The organism is Pseudomonas sp. DW-iso17, assembly GCF_058725345.1.
In genome coordinates, this window is record NZ_JBZXEA010000006.1 from 130,742 (window position 1) to 147,016 (window position 16,275).

Annotated in this window: 15 protein-coding genes; 10 read left to right on the forward strand and 5 right to left on the reverse strand. The window is 60.4% G+C overall.

Translation table 11 applies throughout. The annotated features are described in order from the left end of the window. The first annotated feature begins 161 nt into the window (after nucleotides 1–161). Nucleotides 162–1,871, forward strand: a complete 1,710-nt coding sequence (locus tag AC4PS6_RS05640) for an amidase (RefSeq protein ID WP_060767439.1) — start codon at nucleotides 162–164, stop codon at nucleotides 1,869–1,871. 161 nt (nucleotides 1,872–2,032) lie between these two features. Here AC4PS6_RS05640 and AC4PS6_RS05645 read toward each other — a convergent pair whose 3' ends face one another. Continuing rightward, nucleotides 2,033–2,266 carry a DUF6434 domain-containing protein gene (locus AC4PS6_RS05645; RefSeq protein ID WP_336827295.1) on the reverse strand — a complete coding sequence of 78 codons (234 nt, stop codon included), beginning with the start codon at nucleotides 2,264–2,266 and terminating at the stop codon, nucleotides 2,033–2,035. 154 nt (nucleotides 2,267–2,420) lie between these two features. Here AC4PS6_RS05645 and AC4PS6_RS05650 point away from each other — a divergent pair, with 154 nt between their 5' ends. Then, nucleotides 2,421–2,852 carry a nuclear transport factor 2 family protein gene (locus AC4PS6_RS05650; protein WP_014718653.1) on the forward strand — a complete coding sequence of 144 codons (432 nt, stop codon included), beginning with the start codon at nucleotides 2,421–2,423 and terminating at the stop codon, nucleotides 2,850–2,852. A gap of 7 nt (nucleotides 2,853–2,859) precedes the next feature. Here the strand turns inward: AC4PS6_RS05650 and AC4PS6_RS05655 are convergent, their stop codons facing one another. After that, on the reverse strand, nucleotides 2,860–4,185 hold the full coding sequence (locus AC4PS6_RS05655) for an aminotransferase-like domain-containing protein (protein ID WP_130175711.1): 1,326 nt from the start codon (nucleotides 4,183–4,185) through the stop codon (nucleotides 2,860–2,862). An 89-nt stretch (nucleotides 4,186–4,274) separates the two neighbouring features. On the opposite strand from AC4PS6_RS05655, the gene AC4PS6_RS05660 reads away from it, so the two are divergent. Genes AC4PS6_RS05660 through yghX form a run of 3 tightly spaced genes read left to right on the forward strand, consistent with a single transcriptional unit; the run spans nucleotide 4,275 to nucleotide 6,642 of the window. Then, complete coding sequence (locus AC4PS6_RS05660) at nucleotides 4,275–5,165, forward strand: DMT family transporter (RefSeq protein WP_003190848.1); 891 nt, start codon at nucleotides 4,275–4,277, stop codon at nucleotides 5,163–5,165. 50 nt (nucleotides 5,166–5,215) lie between these two features. Beyond that, a complete protein-coding gene (locus AC4PS6_RS05665) occupies nucleotides 5,216–5,710 on the forward strand; it encodes a PaaI family thioesterase (RefSeq protein WP_014718655.1) in 495 nt (164 codons plus the stop codon). Nucleotides 5,711–5,754: 44 nt separating this feature from the next. Further along, nucleotides 5,755–6,642: a YghX family hydrolase gene (gene yghX, locus AC4PS6_RS05670; RefSeq protein WP_032902927.1), complete on the forward strand. Its 888-nt coding sequence runs from the start codon at nucleotides 5,755–5,757 to the stop codon at nucleotides 6,640–6,642. A 153-nt stretch (nucleotides 6,643–6,795) separates the two neighbouring features. Here yghX and AC4PS6_RS05675 read toward each other — a convergent pair whose 3' ends face one another. After that, complete coding sequence (locus AC4PS6_RS05675) at nucleotides 6,796–7,668, reverse strand: LysR family transcriptional regulator (protein ID WP_014718657.1); 873 nt, start codon at nucleotides 7,666–7,668, stop codon at nucleotides 6,796–6,798. Nucleotides 7,669–7,797: 129 nt separating this feature from the next. Here AC4PS6_RS05675 and ampC point away from each other — a divergent pair, with 129 nt between their 5' ends. From ampC to AC4PS6_RS05690, 3 genes are all read left to right on the forward strand, one after another. Then, nucleotides 7,798–8,940, forward strand: coding sequence for a class C beta-lactamase (gene ampC, locus AC4PS6_RS05680; protein WP_014718658.1), 1,143 nt, complete (start codon nucleotides 7,798–7,800; stop codon nucleotides 8,938–8,940). A 113-nt stretch (nucleotides 8,941–9,053) separates the two neighbouring features. Further along, nucleotides 9,054–9,617 (forward strand): nicotinamide riboside transporter PnuC, encoded by a 564-nt coding sequence (gene pnuC / locus AC4PS6_RS05685; protein WP_014718659.1) that lies wholly within the window; start codon nucleotides 9,054–9,056, stop codon nucleotides 9,615–9,617. After that, on the forward strand, nucleotides 9,614–10,138 hold the full coding sequence (locus tag AC4PS6_RS05690; RefSeq protein ID WP_014718660.1) for an AAA family ATPase: 525 nt from the start codon (nucleotides 9,614–9,616) through the stop codon (nucleotides 10,136–10,138). The genes pnuC and AC4PS6_RS05690 overlap by 4 nt, the downstream gene beginning before the upstream one ends. A 121-nt stretch (nucleotides 10,139–10,259) precedes the next feature. Here the strand turns inward: AC4PS6_RS05690 and ggt are convergent, their stop codons facing one another. Then, a complete protein-coding gene (gene ggt, locus AC4PS6_RS05695; RefSeq protein ID WP_492180748.1) occupies nucleotides 10,260–11,984 on the reverse strand; it encodes a gamma-glutamyltransferase in 1,725 nt (574 codons plus the stop codon). A gap of 261 nt (nucleotides 11,985–12,245) precedes the next feature. Between ggt and AC4PS6_RS05700 the strand changes: the two genes are divergently transcribed. Continuing rightward, complete coding sequence (locus AC4PS6_RS05700) at nucleotides 12,246–14,333, forward strand: M10 family metallopeptidase C-terminal domain-containing protein (protein ID WP_492180749.1); 2,088 nt, start codon at nucleotides 12,246–12,248, stop codon at nucleotides 14,331–14,333. Between the two features lie 84 nt (nucleotides 14,334–14,417). Beyond that, nucleotides 14,418–15,563 carry a MalY/PatB family protein gene (locus tag AC4PS6_RS05705; protein ID WP_032903947.1) on the forward strand — a complete coding sequence of 382 codons (1,146 nt, stop codon included), beginning with the start codon at nucleotides 14,418–14,420 and terminating at the stop codon, nucleotides 15,561–15,563. A 57-nt stretch (nucleotides 15,564–15,620) separates the two neighbouring features. Here the strand turns inward: AC4PS6_RS05705 and AC4PS6_RS05710 are convergent, their stop codons facing one another. After that, nucleotides 15,621–15,836 carry a TOBE domain-containing protein gene (locus AC4PS6_RS05710; RefSeq protein WP_003173733.1) on the reverse strand — a complete coding sequence of 72 codons (216 nt, stop codon included), beginning with the start codon at nucleotides 15,834–15,836 and terminating at the stop codon, nucleotides 15,621–15,623. Nucleotides 15,837–16,275: the final 439 nt, after the last annotated feature.

Below are 16,275 nucleotides of genomic sequence, written 5' to 3' on the forward strand. Positions count from 1 at the left end.
ACGCGGCCACCTTAGCGACAAGAGACTGCCGCTCGCAATCCTGCTGACGTCTTTCTCGAGATGTCCTGCGCGCCGCCCACACGAAGTATGCCGCGCTGGTTTTGTGAAATATCTGTACGTAGACTGCCGCCATACCCCCACTTGAAGGCGGCGAAAAAAACGTGATGCAAGTTACTGAAGTCTCCATTGCCCAATTGCGCGCTGCGCTTGAAGCCGGCCAGACCACGGCAGTTGAACTGGTGCAGGCGTACCTGGCGCGGATCGATGCCTACGATGGCCCGCAGACGGCCACTGCACTGAACGCCGTGGTGGTACGCAACCCCGATGCGCTCAAAGAAGCCCAGGCGTCTGATGCACGCCGCGCCAAGGGGCAAACCCTGGGGCCACTGGATGGTATCCCCTACACGGCCAAGGACAGTTACCTGGTCAAGGGGTTGACGGCTGCATCCGGCAGCCCGGCGTTTGCCAAGCTGGTGGCCCAGCGCGATGCCTTCACCATTGAGCGTCTGCGTGCCGGTGGCGCTATCTGCCTGGGCAAGACCAACATGCCGCCGATGGCCAATGGCGGTATGCAGCGTGGCGTGTACGGTCGCGCCGAAAGCCCCTACAACGCCGACTACCTCACCGCGCCGTTTGCGTCGGGTTCCTCCAACGGTGCCGGCACCGCCACCGCCGCCAGCTTTGCCGCGTTCGGGCTGGCTGAAGAAACCTGGTCCAGCGGTCGCGGCCCGGCCTCCAACAATGGCCTGTGTGCCTACACGCCTTCACGCGGGGTGATTTCCGTGCGCGGCAACTGGCCGCTGACCCCGACCATGGACGTGGTAGTGCCCTACGCTCGCACCATGGCCGACCTGCTGGAAGTGCTCGACGTCGTGGTGGCCGAAGACCCGGACACACGAGGCGACCTGTGGCGCCTGCAACCCTGGGTGCCAATCCCCAGCGTCACCTCGGTGCGCCCGGTGTCCTACGCGGCGCTGGCAGTCAACAGCGAAAGCCTGGCCGGCAAGCGCTTTGGCGTGCCGCGCATGTACATCAACGCCGACCCGGAGGCTGGCACCAGCGAAAAACCTGGTATCGGCGGCCCGACCGGGCAAAAGATCCACACCCGCGCCACGGTGATTGAACTGTGGCAAGCCGCGCGCCAGGCATTGGAAGCGGCGGGGGCCGAAGTGATCGAAGTGGATTTCCCGCTGGTGTCCAACTGCGAAGGCGACCGCCCCGGCGCACCGACGGTGTTTACCCGTGGCCTGGTCTCTAAAGAGTTCCTCCACGACGAATTGTGGGAACTGTCAGCCTGGGCCTTCGATGACTTCCTGCGCGCCAACGGCGACCCGCACCTGAACCGCCTGGCCGATGTGGACGGGCCGAACATCTTCCCCCACGACCCCGGCACCCTGCCCAACCGTGAAGACGACCTGGCCGCCGGCATGGACGAATACGTGCGCATGGCCCAACGCGGCATCACGCCATGGGACCAGATCAGCACCGTGCCCGATGGCCTGCGCGGCCTGGAGCAAACCCGGCGCCTGGACCTGGAAGACTGGATGGACACCCTGGGGCTTGACGCCGTGCTGTTCCCCACCGTGGCCGACGTAGGACCGGCCGATGCCGATGTGAACGAAGCGTCTGCCGATATCGCCTGGAGCAACGGCGTATGGGTCGCCAACGGCAACCTCGCCATCCGCCACCTGGGCGTACCCACCGTCACCGTGCCGATGGGCGTGATGGCGGACATTGGCATGCCGGTGGGGCTGACCTTCGCCGGGCGTGCCTATGACGATTCGGCGCTGTTGCGCTTTGCCTCGGCGTTCGAAGCCACCGGCAGCAAACGGATGATCCCGCCGCGTACGCCACCGCTGGCGGCTATCTAGCTGGGCTCCTCATTCAAATGCGGGCTTGCTGTGGCGAGCAAGCTTGCTTGCGCTGGGGTGCGTAGCGCCCCAAAAAAGCCGGCTCCAGCTGCGCTGTCGAGCGGGAGCAAGCTCCCTCGCCACAGCAAGCCCGCTCCCACACTTTTTGTTCATATTTCAGTTCAAACACCGTGGTGCGACGACCGAAGAACCTCGTTGCGACGCTGCCGCTCCTCCACCACTTCCCCCAAGGTCTTGGGTGCGCCATTACGAATCCACGCCATGAATGGACGGTTGAACTTGAACGCCGGGCCGCACTGCTCAAGCATAAAGCGGCGCACGTTCTGGGTGTTTTTGTAGCTAGGGGTGACGGGTGTAGCACGGGTGATGACGTCGCTGTGCCAGTCAAAATCCATGATGTACCTCGGCTGCGCGGATGGTGATTAACACTCTAGCGCCTCCTCACCTCAAGCTCCTGCAAATTTCACTTTCCTTCCCCCTTGAGAATATTGCATGGTTGTACGACGACATACCTCGTCGTATTTCCCAACAACAATAAGGAAAACCCCCATGCCCAACTTCAAAGTGCTGATCGGATTTCTGTGCCTGTTCTGCGGCTACGTCGCCGCCGCGCCCGGCGCAGCCGAGAAGGATGTAGCCCAGGCAGTCGATCAATTGACCCAAGCCATGCTGCACCTGGACCTCAAGCAGCTTCATGCACTGACGTCCGACAAGCTCACCTACGGCCACTCCAGCGGCAAGGTGCAGAACAAGGCGCAATTCATTGCCGACCTGGAAACCCATACCAGCGCATTCAAAACCCTGGAGATGCAAAACCAGACCATCACCCTCAATGGCGATACCGCCCTGGTGCGCAACCACTTCCACGCCCTGGCAGTGAACAGCGGTGTGGACACACCAACCGATATCGATAACTTCCAGGTCTGGCAAAAACAGCATGGCAAATGGCTGCTGATTGGTCGCCAGGCTTACAAGTACTGAAGATCGCTCACCACGCCACCACCTTGCGCACCTTCACCAGCGCCTCACGCAACGCCGCCATCGGCACCGAACCCAGGGCCAGGCGCAGTGCGTGGGGCACCTGGGCCGAGACCGCGAACGGTTCGGCGGTTGAAACCGAGATGCCCGCCCGCTGCAAGGTCATGGCGACCTGATCGGCGCGGGCGTCTTCCGCCAACGGTAGCCACAGAAAGTAGGATGACGGGTGGCTGATGGTCTTCACGCCCCTCAGCACCTGTGCTGCCAACGCTTGACGAGCCTGGGCATCCGCACGCTTTTGCGCCTCCAGTTGCGCCACCGTGCCGTCCTCGAGCCAGCCCACCGCAATCGCGCTCATCACCCCCGGCACGTTCCAGGTAGTGGCCATGATCGTGCGTTCCAACCCGCTTACCCACGCCATAGGCGCAGCGATAAAGCCCACACGCAAACCGGTGGCGACACTCTTGGACAACCCGCCGATGTACACCGTGCGCTCCGGTGCAAGAGTTGCCAAAGGTGGCGGTGCTTCTTCGGCGAGAAACGCATAGGCGCCATCCTCAATGATCATCAGGTCGTGCTGCCGGGCGATTGCCACCAAACGCTCGCGCTGCGCCAGGCTCATCACCCAGCCCAGCGGGTTATGCAGGGTCGGCATGCTGTACACCGCTCGCACCGGGCGCTGGCGACACAGGCTGTGCAGGTGGTCCAGGTCCGGGCCGCTGGCGGTGACTGGGATGGCGACCAGTTCCAGGTGCAGGGTTTCGGCCAGTACCTTGAACCCCGAATAGGTCAATGCATCCACCGCCACCACATCCCCAGGCTTGAGCAAGGTCATCATGCTCACCGCCAGGCCATGCTGGGCGCCGCTGACGACAAGCACCTGCTCGGCTTGCACCGCCAACCCTCGGTTCAACAAGTGCCGGGCCACGGCGGCGCGCTCGTGCACACGCCCGGCATGGGGCTGGTAGCGCAGCAGCGCCTCCAGATCGCCAGACAGGGCGAGCTGGCGCAACGCCGTGCGCAACAGCTCGGCCTGGCCCGGCAAGGACGGGTAGTTGAAATTCAGATCGAGCACACCCGCCGTAACCGTCATCTGCCCGCTGCCCTGCCCTGGCGGCAACGCGATTTCACGCACGAAGGTGCCGCGCCCGGTTTCGCCGCTGACCAGGCCCATGGCTTCCAACTCGCTGTACACCCGGCTGGCGGTGACCAGTGCCAGGCCATGCTCGGCGGCCAATTGCCGATGGGTAGGCAAGCGCGTGCCGGGCTGCAATTGGCCGCTGCGGATGGCCTCGGCGAAGGTATCGACCAGCGTCTTGTAGCGAGCACGGGGCATAGGGATGTATCCATGACAATTTTTTGATTGTCTTAATCTTCAATCCTAGGATGCCCAGCATGCAACTGCCATTTTCGGACAGGTCCCCCATGGAACGCACTTCTCCTCTCGGCACTCTGGACAGCAGCACCCAGGGTTGGATCAACGGTTTTATCGGCGTGGTGATTTTCAGCGGCTCGCTGCCAGCCACGCGCCTGGCGGTGATGGAATTCGATCCGGTGTTCCTGACCATGATCCGCGCCACCCTCGCGGCACTATTGGGGTTGTGCCTATTGGGGGTATTCAAGGAAAAACGCCCCACACGCCAGCAATGGGCACCGCTGGTTATCGTCGCGCTTGGCGTGGTGATCGGCTTTCCACTGCTGACGGCCCTGGCCCTGCAGTACGTGACCTCGGCCCACTCCATCGTCTTTATCGGCCTGCTGCCACTGGCTACGGCGGTGTTCGGTGTGCTGCGCGGCGGTGAACGGCCGAGGCCGGTGTTCTGGTTGTTTTCGGTCCTGGGCAGCCTGTTGGTGATGGGATATGCCATTGCTCAAGGCTTGAGCGCCGCACCCGCGGGCGATGTGTTGATGCTGTTGGCCGTGCTGGCATGCGGCCTGGGGTATGCCGAAGGCGCCAAGCTGTCGCGCAACCTGGGCGGCTGGCAGGTGATCTGCTGGGCGCTGGTGGTGTCGCTGCCGGTGGTGGCGCCCTTGAGCCTGTTGTTGGCGCCGTCCACCCTCAGCGGTATCAGCTTGCCGGCATGGCTGAGCCTGGGCTATGTGGCGTTGTTCAGCATGTTGATCGGCTTTGTATTCTGGTACCGCGGCCTGGCCCAAGGCGGGATTGCCGCGGTTGGCCAGTTGCAGTTGCTGCAACCGTTCTTCGGCCTGGCGCTGGCGGCGGGTTTGCTGCATGAACAGGTCAGCCTGGGCATGGTGCTGGTGACGGTGGCGGTGATCGGCTGCGTGGCCGGGGCGAAGAAGTTTGCTCGCTGACCCCTGGCCTGCTAAATAGAAGCGTCGCCAAACAACAACAAGGACTCTGCATGCACAGCGCTTCTCTCCAGGACACCACGGCGCCGGACGGCATCTGTTACGGCTGCGGCAGCAGCAACCCACATGGCCTGCACATCAAGAGCCGCTGGGATGACGATGGCGTGCACGTCATTGCCGAGCACCAACCCGAGGCCAAATACAGCGGCTGGCCGGATCTGGTCTACGGTGGGCTGATCGCCATGCTGGTGGACTGCCATTCCAACTGGACCGCCATGGCCTACCACTACCGCGTCGAACAGCGTGAACCCGGCAGCCTGCCGCGCATCGACTGCGTCACCGGTAATCTGGGGATCAAATTCATCAAACCCACGCCCATGGGGGTGCCCCTGGTCCTGCGGGCTCGGGTCGAAGGCGAAATCGGCCGCAAAAGCCGTGTGGTCTGCGAAGTGTATGCAGGCAGCGTGCTCACCGCCGTCGGCGACTCGGTGTTCGTGCGCGTCGACACCGGGCAACTGGCCGCCGCTGCCCATGGCCGCGAGGTTTGATCCTGGTCTACAGTGACGGCAACCGCTAATCGAGGACTGCACCGATGACTCGTCTGACCGCGAAAGACTTTGCTCCCGAACTGCTGGAACTCTACGACGGCTATGCCCACGGCAAGATCAACCGCCGCGAATTTCTCGACCGCGCCGCGCTGTTCACCCTCGGTGGCCTCACCGCTTCGGCATTGCTCGCGGCCCTGAGCCCCAATTACGCCCTGGCCGAACAGGTGAAATTCACCGACCCGGATATCGTCGCCGACTACATCACCTACCCCTCGCCCAAAGGCAACGGCACCGTGCGCGGCTACTTGGTACGCCCAGCCAAGGCCGCAGGCAAACTGCCAGCCGTGGTGGTGGTGCATGAAAACCGGGGCCTGAACCCTTATATCGAAGACGTCGCCCGACGCCTGGCCAAGGCCGGCTTTATCGCCTTGGCCCCGGACGGCCTGACCTCGGTGGGCGGCTACCCTGGCAATGATGAAAAAGGCGTGGCACTGCAACAGACCGTCGACCCGACCAAACTGATGAACGACTTTTTCGCCGCCATCGAATGGCTGATGCACCACGACAGCAGCACGGGCAAAGTCGGCATCACCGGGTTCTGTTATGGCGGTGGCGTGACCAATGCAGCGGCGGTGGCCTACCCGGAACTGGGCGCGGCAGTGTCTTTCTACGGGCGCCAACCCGACGCCAAGGACGTGCCGCGCATCAAGGCGCCGATCCTGTTGCATTTCGGTGAACTGGATACGCGCATCAATGAAGGCTGGCCGGCGTATGAACAGGCATTGAAGGCCGCGGGGACGAGGTATGAGGCGTTTATCTACAAGGGCGCCAATCACGGCTTCCATAATGATTCGACACCGCGCTATGACGAAGCAGCGGCGAACCTTGCCTGGGAACGCACCCTGGGATGGTTCCGCCAATACCTCGCCTAGCCAAGCGCTGACGGTGGGAGCGGGCTTGCCCGCGAAGGCAGTGTGTCAGTCGCTGCACCTGTGACTGCACAACCGCTTTCGCAGGCAAGCCAGCTGCCACCTTTGATCTTCATTGCTTTGGGCATTGCGTTCGCTAGACTGATCGGCGTCAGCTCAGGCAACACTCGCCTGTAACCACCCTTTGAACGCCACCATCGCGGGTGTCTCAGCCCGCGACTGCAAGCGCGTCAACCAATAGCTGCCGGTGGTGATCCCCATCTCGAACGGCTGGCGGATCACATCGTTCTCCAATTGCCGCGAAAACATACGAGCTGGCGCCAGTGCCACGCCGGCACCTTGCAGCGCGGCCTCCATCATTGCCAGCGAGGAGTCGAACACCACGCTGCGCGGCACCCGGGTATCGCTGGGCAAACCGGCGGCCTGGAACCACAGGTTCCACTCATCGGCACGGTAGGAACGCAGCAAGGTATGCTTCAACACGTCAGCCGGGCTGCGCAGTTGTTCGGCAATCTGCGGCACGCACAACACCGTCAACGGTGCCTCAAGCAAAGGGCACGCATCGGTGCCGTGCCACGCGCCGGCGCCAAAGCGGATGGCATAATCCAGGCCCTCGGCGGCGACATCCACGCGGTTGTTGTGGGTGGACAAGCGCAAGTCGATCAACGGGTAGCGGCTATGAAAATCCGCCAGGCGTGGCAGCAACCAGCCCACCGCAAAGGTACCGACCGCCCCCACCGTCAGGACTTCACGGTAATGGCCGCCTTCAAACTGATCCAAGGTCAGGGCGATACGGTCGAAGGCGTCACGCAGCACGGGCAGCAGGGATTCGCCTTCGCTGGTGAGCATCAAGCCCCGAGGCAGGCGCTTGAACAGCGTGACGTTGAGTTGCGCTTCGAGACTTTTGACCTGATGACTGACTGCCGCTTGGGTCACGCACAGCTCAATGGCCGCACGGGTAAAGCTCAAATGGCGCGCCGACGCTTCGAAGGCGCGCAAGGCATTGAGCGGCAGGTGGGAACGCAGCATGACATGACCCAAATTTTTCTAATGGCTGGTGCGAGATATCATCGTTTGCCCACGTCGGGAAATCCACCTACATTTGCCACGCCTGCGCAGGCCACCATCGCCACTGCCTTATTTACATGGAAGCGAACCATGAAACACACCCTGAAAAAATATGCGGTTTCAGCCCTGTTGCTGGGCGCCGGCAGCTGCATGGCCGCCACCGACATGCGCCAGGTCGTGGACAGCCACGTCACCCCTCTGATGAAACAGCAAGGCATCCCGGGCCTGACGGTCGCGGTCGTCCAGCACGGCAAAGTGCAATACTTTAACTACGGCGTCGCCGCCAAAGACACCCAGGCACCCGTCACTGAAAACACCCTGTTCGAAATCGGCTCAGTGAGCAAAACCTTCAACGCCACCCTCGGCGGGTATGCCCAGGCCATCGGCAAGCTCAAGCTGTCGGACATGACCAGCCAACATCTGCCCGTTTTGGCTGGCAGCGCGTTCGATCGCATCAGCCTGCTGCAACTGGCCACCTATACCGCCGGCGGCCTGACGCTGCAGTTTCCGGATGCCGCCGACAGTGCAACCACCATGATGGATTATTTCCGGCAGTGGAAACCCACTTACGCACCGGGGGAACAACGCCTGTATTCCAACCCCAGCATTGGCCTGTTCGGTTACGTGACCGCAAAAAGCCTGGGCCAGCCGTTCACCGTCGCCATGGAAAAAACCCTGCTGCCCAAGCTGGGCTTGACCAATACCTACACTCGCGTCCCCGCCGACAAGGCCGGCCAGTACGCCCAGGGCTATGACAGCCAGCAGAAGCCGGTACGTGTCAACCCCGGCGCCCTGGACTTCGAAGCCTATGGCCTCAAGAGCAGCAGCCAGGACCTGGCCCGCTACGTGATCGCGAACATGCACCCGCAAACCCTGGAGCAACCGGTGCAGCAGGCCCTTGCCACCACTCACGCCGGCTACTACACCGTCAACGGCATGACCCAGGGCCTGGGCTGGGAACGCTACCCCTACCCCATCGCCCTGCAAGCGTTGCTTGACGGCAACTCCACACCGATGGCGATGGAGCCGCACAAGGTTAACTGGCTCAAACCCGCCCAGCCGCAGCCCGCCAACGTGCTCTACAACAAAACCGGCTCCACCGGCGGCTTTGGCGCTTATGTGGCGTATGTACCCAGCAAGGACATGGGTGTGGTAATCCTCGCCAACAAGAACTACCCGAATGCCGAACGGGTGAAAGTGGCTTATGCGATCTTGAGTGCAATGGATAACTGAAGCCGGTATACCCCGATGGGCGGGGGCTTGCCTTAGTGTCGGTGGTGCACGTTTGAAGATCGCTGGGCTCTAGGTACAATCACCGCCCTCTCCCACTCCCCCAAGGATCCGCCATGTCCGGGCTTGAACTGTTTGCCGCCGCCCTGGGGGTGATCGCCGTTTGGCTAACGGTCAAACAAAACCCCTGGTGCTGGCCCATCGGCCTGGTGATGGTGTTGCTCTACACCTGGGTTTTCTTTGAGGTCAAGCTCTACTCCGACATGCTCCTGCAATTGGTCTATGCGGCCTTGCAGGTCTACGGCTGGTGGCAGTGGACCCGCGCCGGCGAGGTCAAGCAGGGCCGCCAGGTCACTAGCCTGGGCGTGCCGGCGATCATGGCCAGCCTGGCTGTTGGCGCCGTCGGCAGCCTGTTGCTGGGTGCCGCCATGGCCCACTGGACCGACGCCGCCCAGCCCTGGCTGGACGCCGCGCTCACCGGTTTCAGCCTGGTGGCGCAGATGTGGATGGCGCAAAAACGCGTGCAGTGCTGGGCATTATGGATCGTGGTCGATGTGATCTTCGTCGGCCTGTTCCTTTACAAAGGCCTCTACCTCACCGCCGCGCTCTACGCGCTGTTTACCGTGATTGCCGTGCAAGGTTGGCGCGAGTGGCGCGCCGACCCGGCGTTGCGCACATGAAAGTGGTGGTATTGGCGGGCCCCGAATCCAGCGGCAAGAGCTGGCTGGCGGCGCAGTTGCACGCGCACTTCGGCGGGTTGATGGTGGGGGAATATGTGCGGTACTTCATCGATCAGCATCAGCGCGACACCACCCTGGCGGATATCCCGGCCATCGCCGAAGGCCAGTTGGCCTGGGAGGATGCCGCCCGCGCCAAATGCCCCGCGTTGCTGATCCTCGACACCCACCTGCTGACTAACAAACTCTGGAGCCAGACCCTGTTCGGCGATTACCCCGGCTGGCTTGATGACGAACTCCTGGCGCGGCATTACGACCTGCACCTGCTGCTCTCCCCCGAAGACGTGGAATGGAGTGCCGACGGCCAGCGCTGCCAGCCGGAACTGGCGGATCGCCGGGCGTTTTTTCAGGCCAGCCTGGAGTGGATGCAGGAGCATCGACAGCCACGGGTGGTGATTGGTGGAGACTGGGAACAACGGCGCCAGGCGGCATTTGCCGCAGTAACCCAGCTGCTCAAGCCCTGACACACTGCCCCCTGTGGGAGCGGGCTTGCTCGCGAATGCTCTGTATCAGCTAGCACATGCATAGACTGACCCACCGCTTTCGCGGGCAAGCCCGCTCCCACATTTTTTACCGTACCAGGCTTCAGTAGCCCAACGACAACCCCGTATTGCGTCGCGGGTCATTGGCCCCATAGAAGCGGTTGTTACCCACCGGCTTGCCATCCAGAGAAGGCGCACCGACCAGGATCGCGGCTAAATGGTTGGCATCTTGGGGACCTGCAAACTTATGGCCCCAGCTCTCGAGAATCTTCTGGGTATCCGGGCTCACGGCAAACGTCTCAAGGTTGGTGGTCTCAGGCATCCACTGCTGGTGGAAACGCGGCGCGTCCACGGCTTCCTGGATATTCATCTTGTAGTCGATGACATTCAGGATGGTCAGCAAAGTCGCAGTGATGATGCGACTGCCCCCCGGTGTACCGACCACCATCACCGCCTTGCCGTCCTTGGTGACGATGGTCGGGCTCATCGATGACAGCGGCGCCTTGCCCGGTGCGATGGCGTTGGCTTCGCCCTGCACCAGCCCATACATATTCGGTACGCCGACCTTGACGGTGAAGTCGTCCATTTCATCGTTGAGGATCACCCCGGTCTTGCTCGCCATCACCCCGGCGCCAAACCAGTCGTTGAGGGTATAGGTCACCGAGACCGCGTTGCCCCATTGGTCGACGATGGAATAGTGGGTGGTGTTATTGCCTTCATGGGGCGATACACCTGGCTTGATCGCCTGGGAGTCACCGGCCTTCTGCGGTTCGATCGCCGCGCGCAGCTTGGCCGCGTAGTTTTTGTCCAGCAGGTGCTCAATGGGGTTCTTCACGAAGTCCGGGTCGCCGAGATAGCTGTTGCGGTCCACGTAGGCGTGGCGCATCGCTTCGATCTGGTAGTGCAGGCCCTGGGCCGAGTGATAGCCCAGATCGGCCATCGGGTAGCCTTCGAGGATATTCATGATCTGGCAGATCACCACACCGCCCGAGCTGGGTGGCGGCGCCGAGACCACATGGTAGCCACGGTAGTCGCACTCGATGGGGGCCAGTTCGCGGGTTTTGTAGGCGTCGAGGTCAGCCTGGGTGATGATGCCTTTGCCAGCCTGGCTGGAATCCACCACCGCCTTGGCGACCCAGCCTTTATAGAAACCGTCGGTGCCCTTGGCCGAGATTTCCTTGAGGGTCTTGGCCAGGTCCTTCTGCACCAGCTTCTGGCCTACCTGCATCGGCTCGCCGTTATGCAGGAAGATGCCACGCATATCCTGGTCTTTTTCGAACTCACCGGTGGCGGTGTGCAACAGGTCGATATCGCCCTGCTCCAGGTCAAAGCCGTTTTCCGCCAGCTTGATCGCCGGGGCAATCACTTGGGCGCGCTTGAGTGTGCCGTATTTGCTCAGGGCCAGTTCCATGCCGGACACCGTGCCCGGTACGCCGACCGCCAAATGGCCTTTGGCGCTGAGGCCTTCGACCACATTGCCGGCCTTGTCGAGGTACATGTCAGCCGTCGCCGCCAACGGGGCTTTTTCGCGGAAGTCGAGGAAGGTCTTGCGCCCGTCCGCCAGTTGCACGGTCATGAAGCCACCGCCTCCCAGATTGCCCGCCGCCGGGTACACCACCGCCAGCGCATAACCTACCGCCACCGCCGCATCGACCGCGTTGCCGCCGGCCTTGAGCACATCGACACCCACATGGGTTGCCAGGTGCTGGGCCGTGACCACCATGCCATTTTCACCCGCAGCCGGGGCCTGGGAAGCTGCATGCACCCCGTTGATCGTTACTACCAGCGCGGTAGCAATCAAGGTGTGACTCAAGGGTTGGTATTTCATCCATGGCTACTCTGATTATTGAGATGCACCAAAATAGCCCTCGCCTGACTAAATCCCCAGCGCGATGGCGCTTTTGACACAGAACTTGTCGGTCATGGAACACACTCGCCCTATTGGCCGCTATTTCACAGGCATGCAGCTTGAACACGCCAACATACTGCAATACAGAGTCAGTTTTCATCTAGCCATTGAATTAGGTACTTTGCGTCTGCCACCCCTATGTAAACACTCCCACTATTAACATTACATTGAGAAACAATCATGTCAGCGATCCCGCGCGTTCGGCCTAACTTTCTTCGCGACCACTCTGAATATTCAGCGCCCCCCGCGCAACTTCAGTCGACTGCAAACAACTCAGTTGCCTCTTCACTTTCAGATAAAGTCGCAAAAAACCTGACGCGAAATAATTACAAAATCAAAGACAAAAATAACGACGGCAAAATTGACGTTTCCTACAAATTCTTCAACTCGAATGACCCCGACACGAATTGGCTCAAGAATGGGGGGGCCCTCGAGCTCAGCGAGGCCAGAAAAAAAGCCTTCAGAAGTTCAATGCAGGCCTGGGAGGATGTGGTAAAAGTCAAGTTTACCGAGCATGCCAAGAATACGGATGCTTCCTTTGTGCTTCACGCCAACAGCGGTGTAGGGGGCTATGCGGTCTACCCAAATGATCAAGGGAGTCTTCAGAACATAGGCATTGGTACAGGAGATAGCAGATTCCCCTTGAACGCTTCAATGATTCACGAACTGGGCCATGGTTTGGGGCTTCAACATCCGGAAGGTAACTATCCGGAGAATAGCAAAACCCATACTGCCATGAGCTATAACACACCTTGGTACCGTCCGGCGACCAATGGCGTCAGCGTCTCTGACGCCACCTCAACGCCAATGATGCATGATATCGAAGCGATTCAGCGTCTCTACGAACCCAACTATGAAACTCGTAAAGGCGATACAACTTACGGATTCAACTCAAACGCAGAACGCGACTACTACAGTTTAAAGTCTTCCGATGACATGGTAGCTTTTTGTATCTGGGATGGCGGTGGCAATGACACACTGGATTTCTCCGGATATAAACAGAACCAGAGAATTAACCTTAATGCCCAGGCACTCTCGGACGTGGGCGGCCGGCGCGGTAATGTGTCCATTGCCAAAGGCGTCGTTATGGAAAATGCCATTGGCGGCTCAGGAAATGACGTACTGATCGGCAATCAGGCTAACAATCATATAACCGGGGGAGCCGGGGCCGACAACCTCACAGGAGGTGGTGGTGAAGATACATTTGTATACAGCAAAGCCAGCGACACCTCTGCCAGCAAACCGGACACCATCACTGACTTCACCAGCGGCGTCGATAAAATTGACCTAGTTAACGTCCTTAAAGAGGCCGGCATCCGCCAGCCAGACATAGTCAGCAAATTGACCGGCCGTAAAGGTGAACTGGTATTGGCGTACGATGACACTATCAATATGTACACGTTAACGCTGGACGTGAGCGGAGGTACCACGTCTGCGTTTAAGATTTTGAGTAAACATCCCATAAAGTCCGAAGACCTTATTACGTCTGCCGATACAGCGCCAACGCCACAGCCCAAGCCTGACCCTACCCCAGCACCCGAGCCGCAGCCAACCCCGCGCCCGACACCTGAGCCAAAGCCCCAACCATGTCCCAAGCCTGCGCCTCAGCCTGAAAGCAGCCCTACCGATACCGTCTATGGATTCAACTCCAACAGCGGCAAAGCAGGTACGTCTCTTACGTCACCTTGCGATAAGCCGCACTTTACTGTCGCAGACAAAGCAGGCAACGACACGTTTGACTTCTCTGCCTTCTGCCAAAACCAGCGAATTGATCTCACGCCCGGCGCAAGCTCGGATATCGGGGGCCTGAAGGGCAATATCAGTATCGCAACTGACACCGTCATCGAGAATGCAATTGGCGGTAATGGCGCTGACCGTATTACCGGCAATAGCGCTGACAACGTACTGGTGGGTGCCGCCGGGGCCGACAAATTGATGGGCAACGGCGGTTTCAACACGTTCAAGTACCGCGCCGCCGCCGACTCGCTCCGTGATAGCGCCGACCTGCTAGTGGATTTCACTACAGGCAAAGACACAATCGACCTGAGCGAAATGAGCGCAAAAGAAGGTGTCACCCTTAACTATGTCAGCCAGTACAGCGGCCGGGCTGGCGACACTATCCTCGTGCGAAACCCTGCCACTAACAGGTACTTTCTGGGTATTGATCTGACCGGGGATCGCAAGACCGACTTCTTGATCAAAAGCACCCGGCCAATCAGCAGTGAGGATGTGATCGGCCTTAATTTGCCGGTAGGCACCTATCTCTGAAGGCGTGAGCAACATCGTGCATTAAAGCAAATGACGCTAGAATCGGCGCCATTCTTTTACCGCCGCCCTGATACGAGCCTGTCCATGAGCTTTGATTTCGAAACCATCCACCCACGCTTCGATACCGGCAGTACCAAGTGGAGCCGTTACCCGAAAGATGTTCTGCCGATGTGGATCGCTGACATGGACATCGCCGCGCCGCCCGCCATCTTGCAAGCCCTGCACGCGCGGCTCGACCAGCAGATTCTCGGCTACAGCGTGGCCGGCCCGGACGTGCGCGACGCCATCGTCGCTGACCTGTGGGCCAAGTACGCCTGGCGCGTACAGCCCGAAGAACTGCTGTTCCTGCCTGGCGTCGAGCCTGGCTTCAATATGGCCCTGCACGCCTTCGTCCAGCCTGGCCAGGCGGTGGTGCTGCAAACCCCCAACTATCGGCCGATTCGCCTGGCGCCCGGCAACTGGAACCTGCCACGCATCGAGGTGCCGTTCGAGCAAGTCAACGGCGAGTTCCTCACGCCCCTGCCCGCGATGCGCCAAGCCCTAAACGGGGCCGGAGCCCTGTTGCTGAGCAACCCGCACAACCCCATCGGCAAAGTGTTTCCCCGTGGAGAGCTGATGGCAGTGGCCAATGCCTGCCTGGAAACCGGCGCATTGATCATCAGCGACGAAATCCACGCCGAGCTGTGCTTTGACGGCCGCCGCCACATCCCCACCGCCAGCCTCAGCCCAGAGATTGCCCAGCGCACCATCACGCTGATGTCGGCGAGCAAGGCGTATAACGTGGCCGGCCTGAAGACCTGCTTCGCCGTGATCCAGAACGCCGAGGTGCGCGAGCGTTTCAATCAGGCGCGCTGCGGCATGGTCGACAGCGTCAGCCCTCTGGGCCTGGAAGCCACCCGCGCCGCCTACAGCGAATGCACCGACTGGCTCAGCGCGCTGGTGCAGTACCTGCAAGCCAACCGCGACTACCTGCTTGATGCGGTAAAAACCCGCCTGCCCGGCGTGGTGATGCATGCACCACAGGGCACCTTCCTGGCGTGGCTCGATTGCAGCGCTCTTGGCCTGGATGACCCACAGCAGTTTTTCCTTGAGCAGGCCAAGGTCGGCCTGAGCGCGGGGATCGAATTTGGTGATGACAGCCAACAGTTCGTGCGCCTGAACTTCGGTTGCCCACGATTGATGCTGGAGGAAGGCGTCGAACGCATGGAGATCTGCTTGCAAAACCGCTGACTTCGGTCGCAGTTGCACGGGAAGAGAACGCGCCTCTTCCCGGGCTGTTTTGTCCACTCACAACTTGGCGATGGACACTTCCGTCGACTTCACAAAGGCAATCACTTCGCTGCCCACCTTCAATTCCAGGTCACGCACCGAGCGCGTGGTGATCACCGACGTCACAATGCCCGATGCGGTCTGCACGTCGATTTCCGACACCACTTCCCCCAGCAGAATCTCCTTGATCACGCCTTTGAACTGGTTGCGCACGTTGATCGCTTTGATGGTCATGTCGGCTTTCCTTTTGGCTGTTGGGTCAATCCGCACGAATGCGCAGGCCCTCAAAATGCGCTGCCGGATAAAATATTAAAAGGAATAAATACCTATTTATTTATTCGATAATGATATATCGAAAAATTATGTGTCGTGCCCAGCAGCGACCTATGACCGCACATCTTGTGCGTTGACCAACTTTGTTACACCCCATATAGTGTGCCTACAAACAGATCAGACCACTACATAGTGTGCAGCGCCGGTATTTTACCGATCACACTACGCGCAGTATTTCAATGCCTTGTAGCCTGCAAAAACATTTATTTTTCGAGTACCAGGAAGGAGTATTTCCATGCTGAGTTGGGATGAAGTCGACAACGAAGACACCGGTGCAGCGGTGATCAAAGGCGCCAACGCCGGCCACGCCACCGAAGCCAACATGGACCGCCTCGACGGT

Bases quoted from the DNA above. Each gene is read 5' to 3' on its own strand.
- AC4PS6_RS05710 (WP_003173733.1), bottom strand. From the start codon at position 15,836: ATGACCATCAAAGCGATCAACGTGCGCAACCAGTTCAAAGGCGTGATC.
- ggt (WP_492180748.1), bottom strand. From the start codon at position 11,984: ATGAAATACCAACCCTTGAGTCACACCTTGATTGCTACCGCGCTGGTA.
- pnuC (WP_014718659.1), top strand. From the start codon at position 9,054: ATGTCCGGGCTTGAACTGTTTGCCGCCGCCCTGGGGGTGATCGCCGTT.
- AC4PS6_RS05660 (WP_003190848.1), top strand. From the start codon at position 4,275: ATGGAACGCACTTCTCCTCTCGGCACTCTGGACAGCAGCACCCAGGGT.
- AC4PS6_RS05705 (WP_032903947.1), top strand. From the start codon at position 14,418: ATGAGCTTTGATTTCGAAACCATCCACCCACGCTTCGATACCGGCAGT.
- AC4PS6_RS05665 (WP_014718655.1), top strand. From the start codon at position 5,216: ATGCACAGCGCTTCTCTCCAGGACACCACGGCGCCGGACGGCATCTGT.
- AC4PS6_RS05650 (WP_014718653.1), top strand. From the start codon at position 2,421: ATGCCCAACTTCAAAGTGCTGATCGGATTTCTGTGCCTGTTCTGCGGC.
- yghX (WP_032902927.1), top strand. From the start codon at position 5,755: ATGACTCGTCTGACCGCGAAAGACTTTGCTCCCGAACTGCTGGAACTC.
- AC4PS6_RS05655 (WP_130175711.1), bottom strand. From the start codon at position 4,185: ATGCCCCGTGCTCGCTACAAGACGCTGGTCGATACCTTCGCCGAGGCC.
- ampC (WP_014718658.1), top strand. From the start codon at position 7,798: ATGAAACACACCCTGAAAAAATATGCGGTTTCAGCCCTGTTGCTGGGC.
- AC4PS6_RS05690 (WP_014718660.1), top strand. From the start codon at position 9,614: ATGAAAGTGGTGGTATTGGCGGGCCCCGAATCCAGCGGCAAGAGCTGG.
- AC4PS6_RS05700 (WP_492180749.1), top strand. From the start codon at position 12,246: ATGTCAGCGATCCCGCGCGTTCGGCCTAACTTTCTTCGCGACCACTCT.
- AC4PS6_RS05675 (WP_014718657.1), bottom strand. From the start codon at position 7,668: ATGCTGCGTTCCCACCTGCCGCTCAATGCCTTGCGCGCCTTCGAAGCG.
- AC4PS6_RS05645 (WP_336827295.1), bottom strand. From the start codon at position 2,266: ATGGATTTTGACTGGCACAGCGACGTCATCACCCGTGCTACACCCGTC.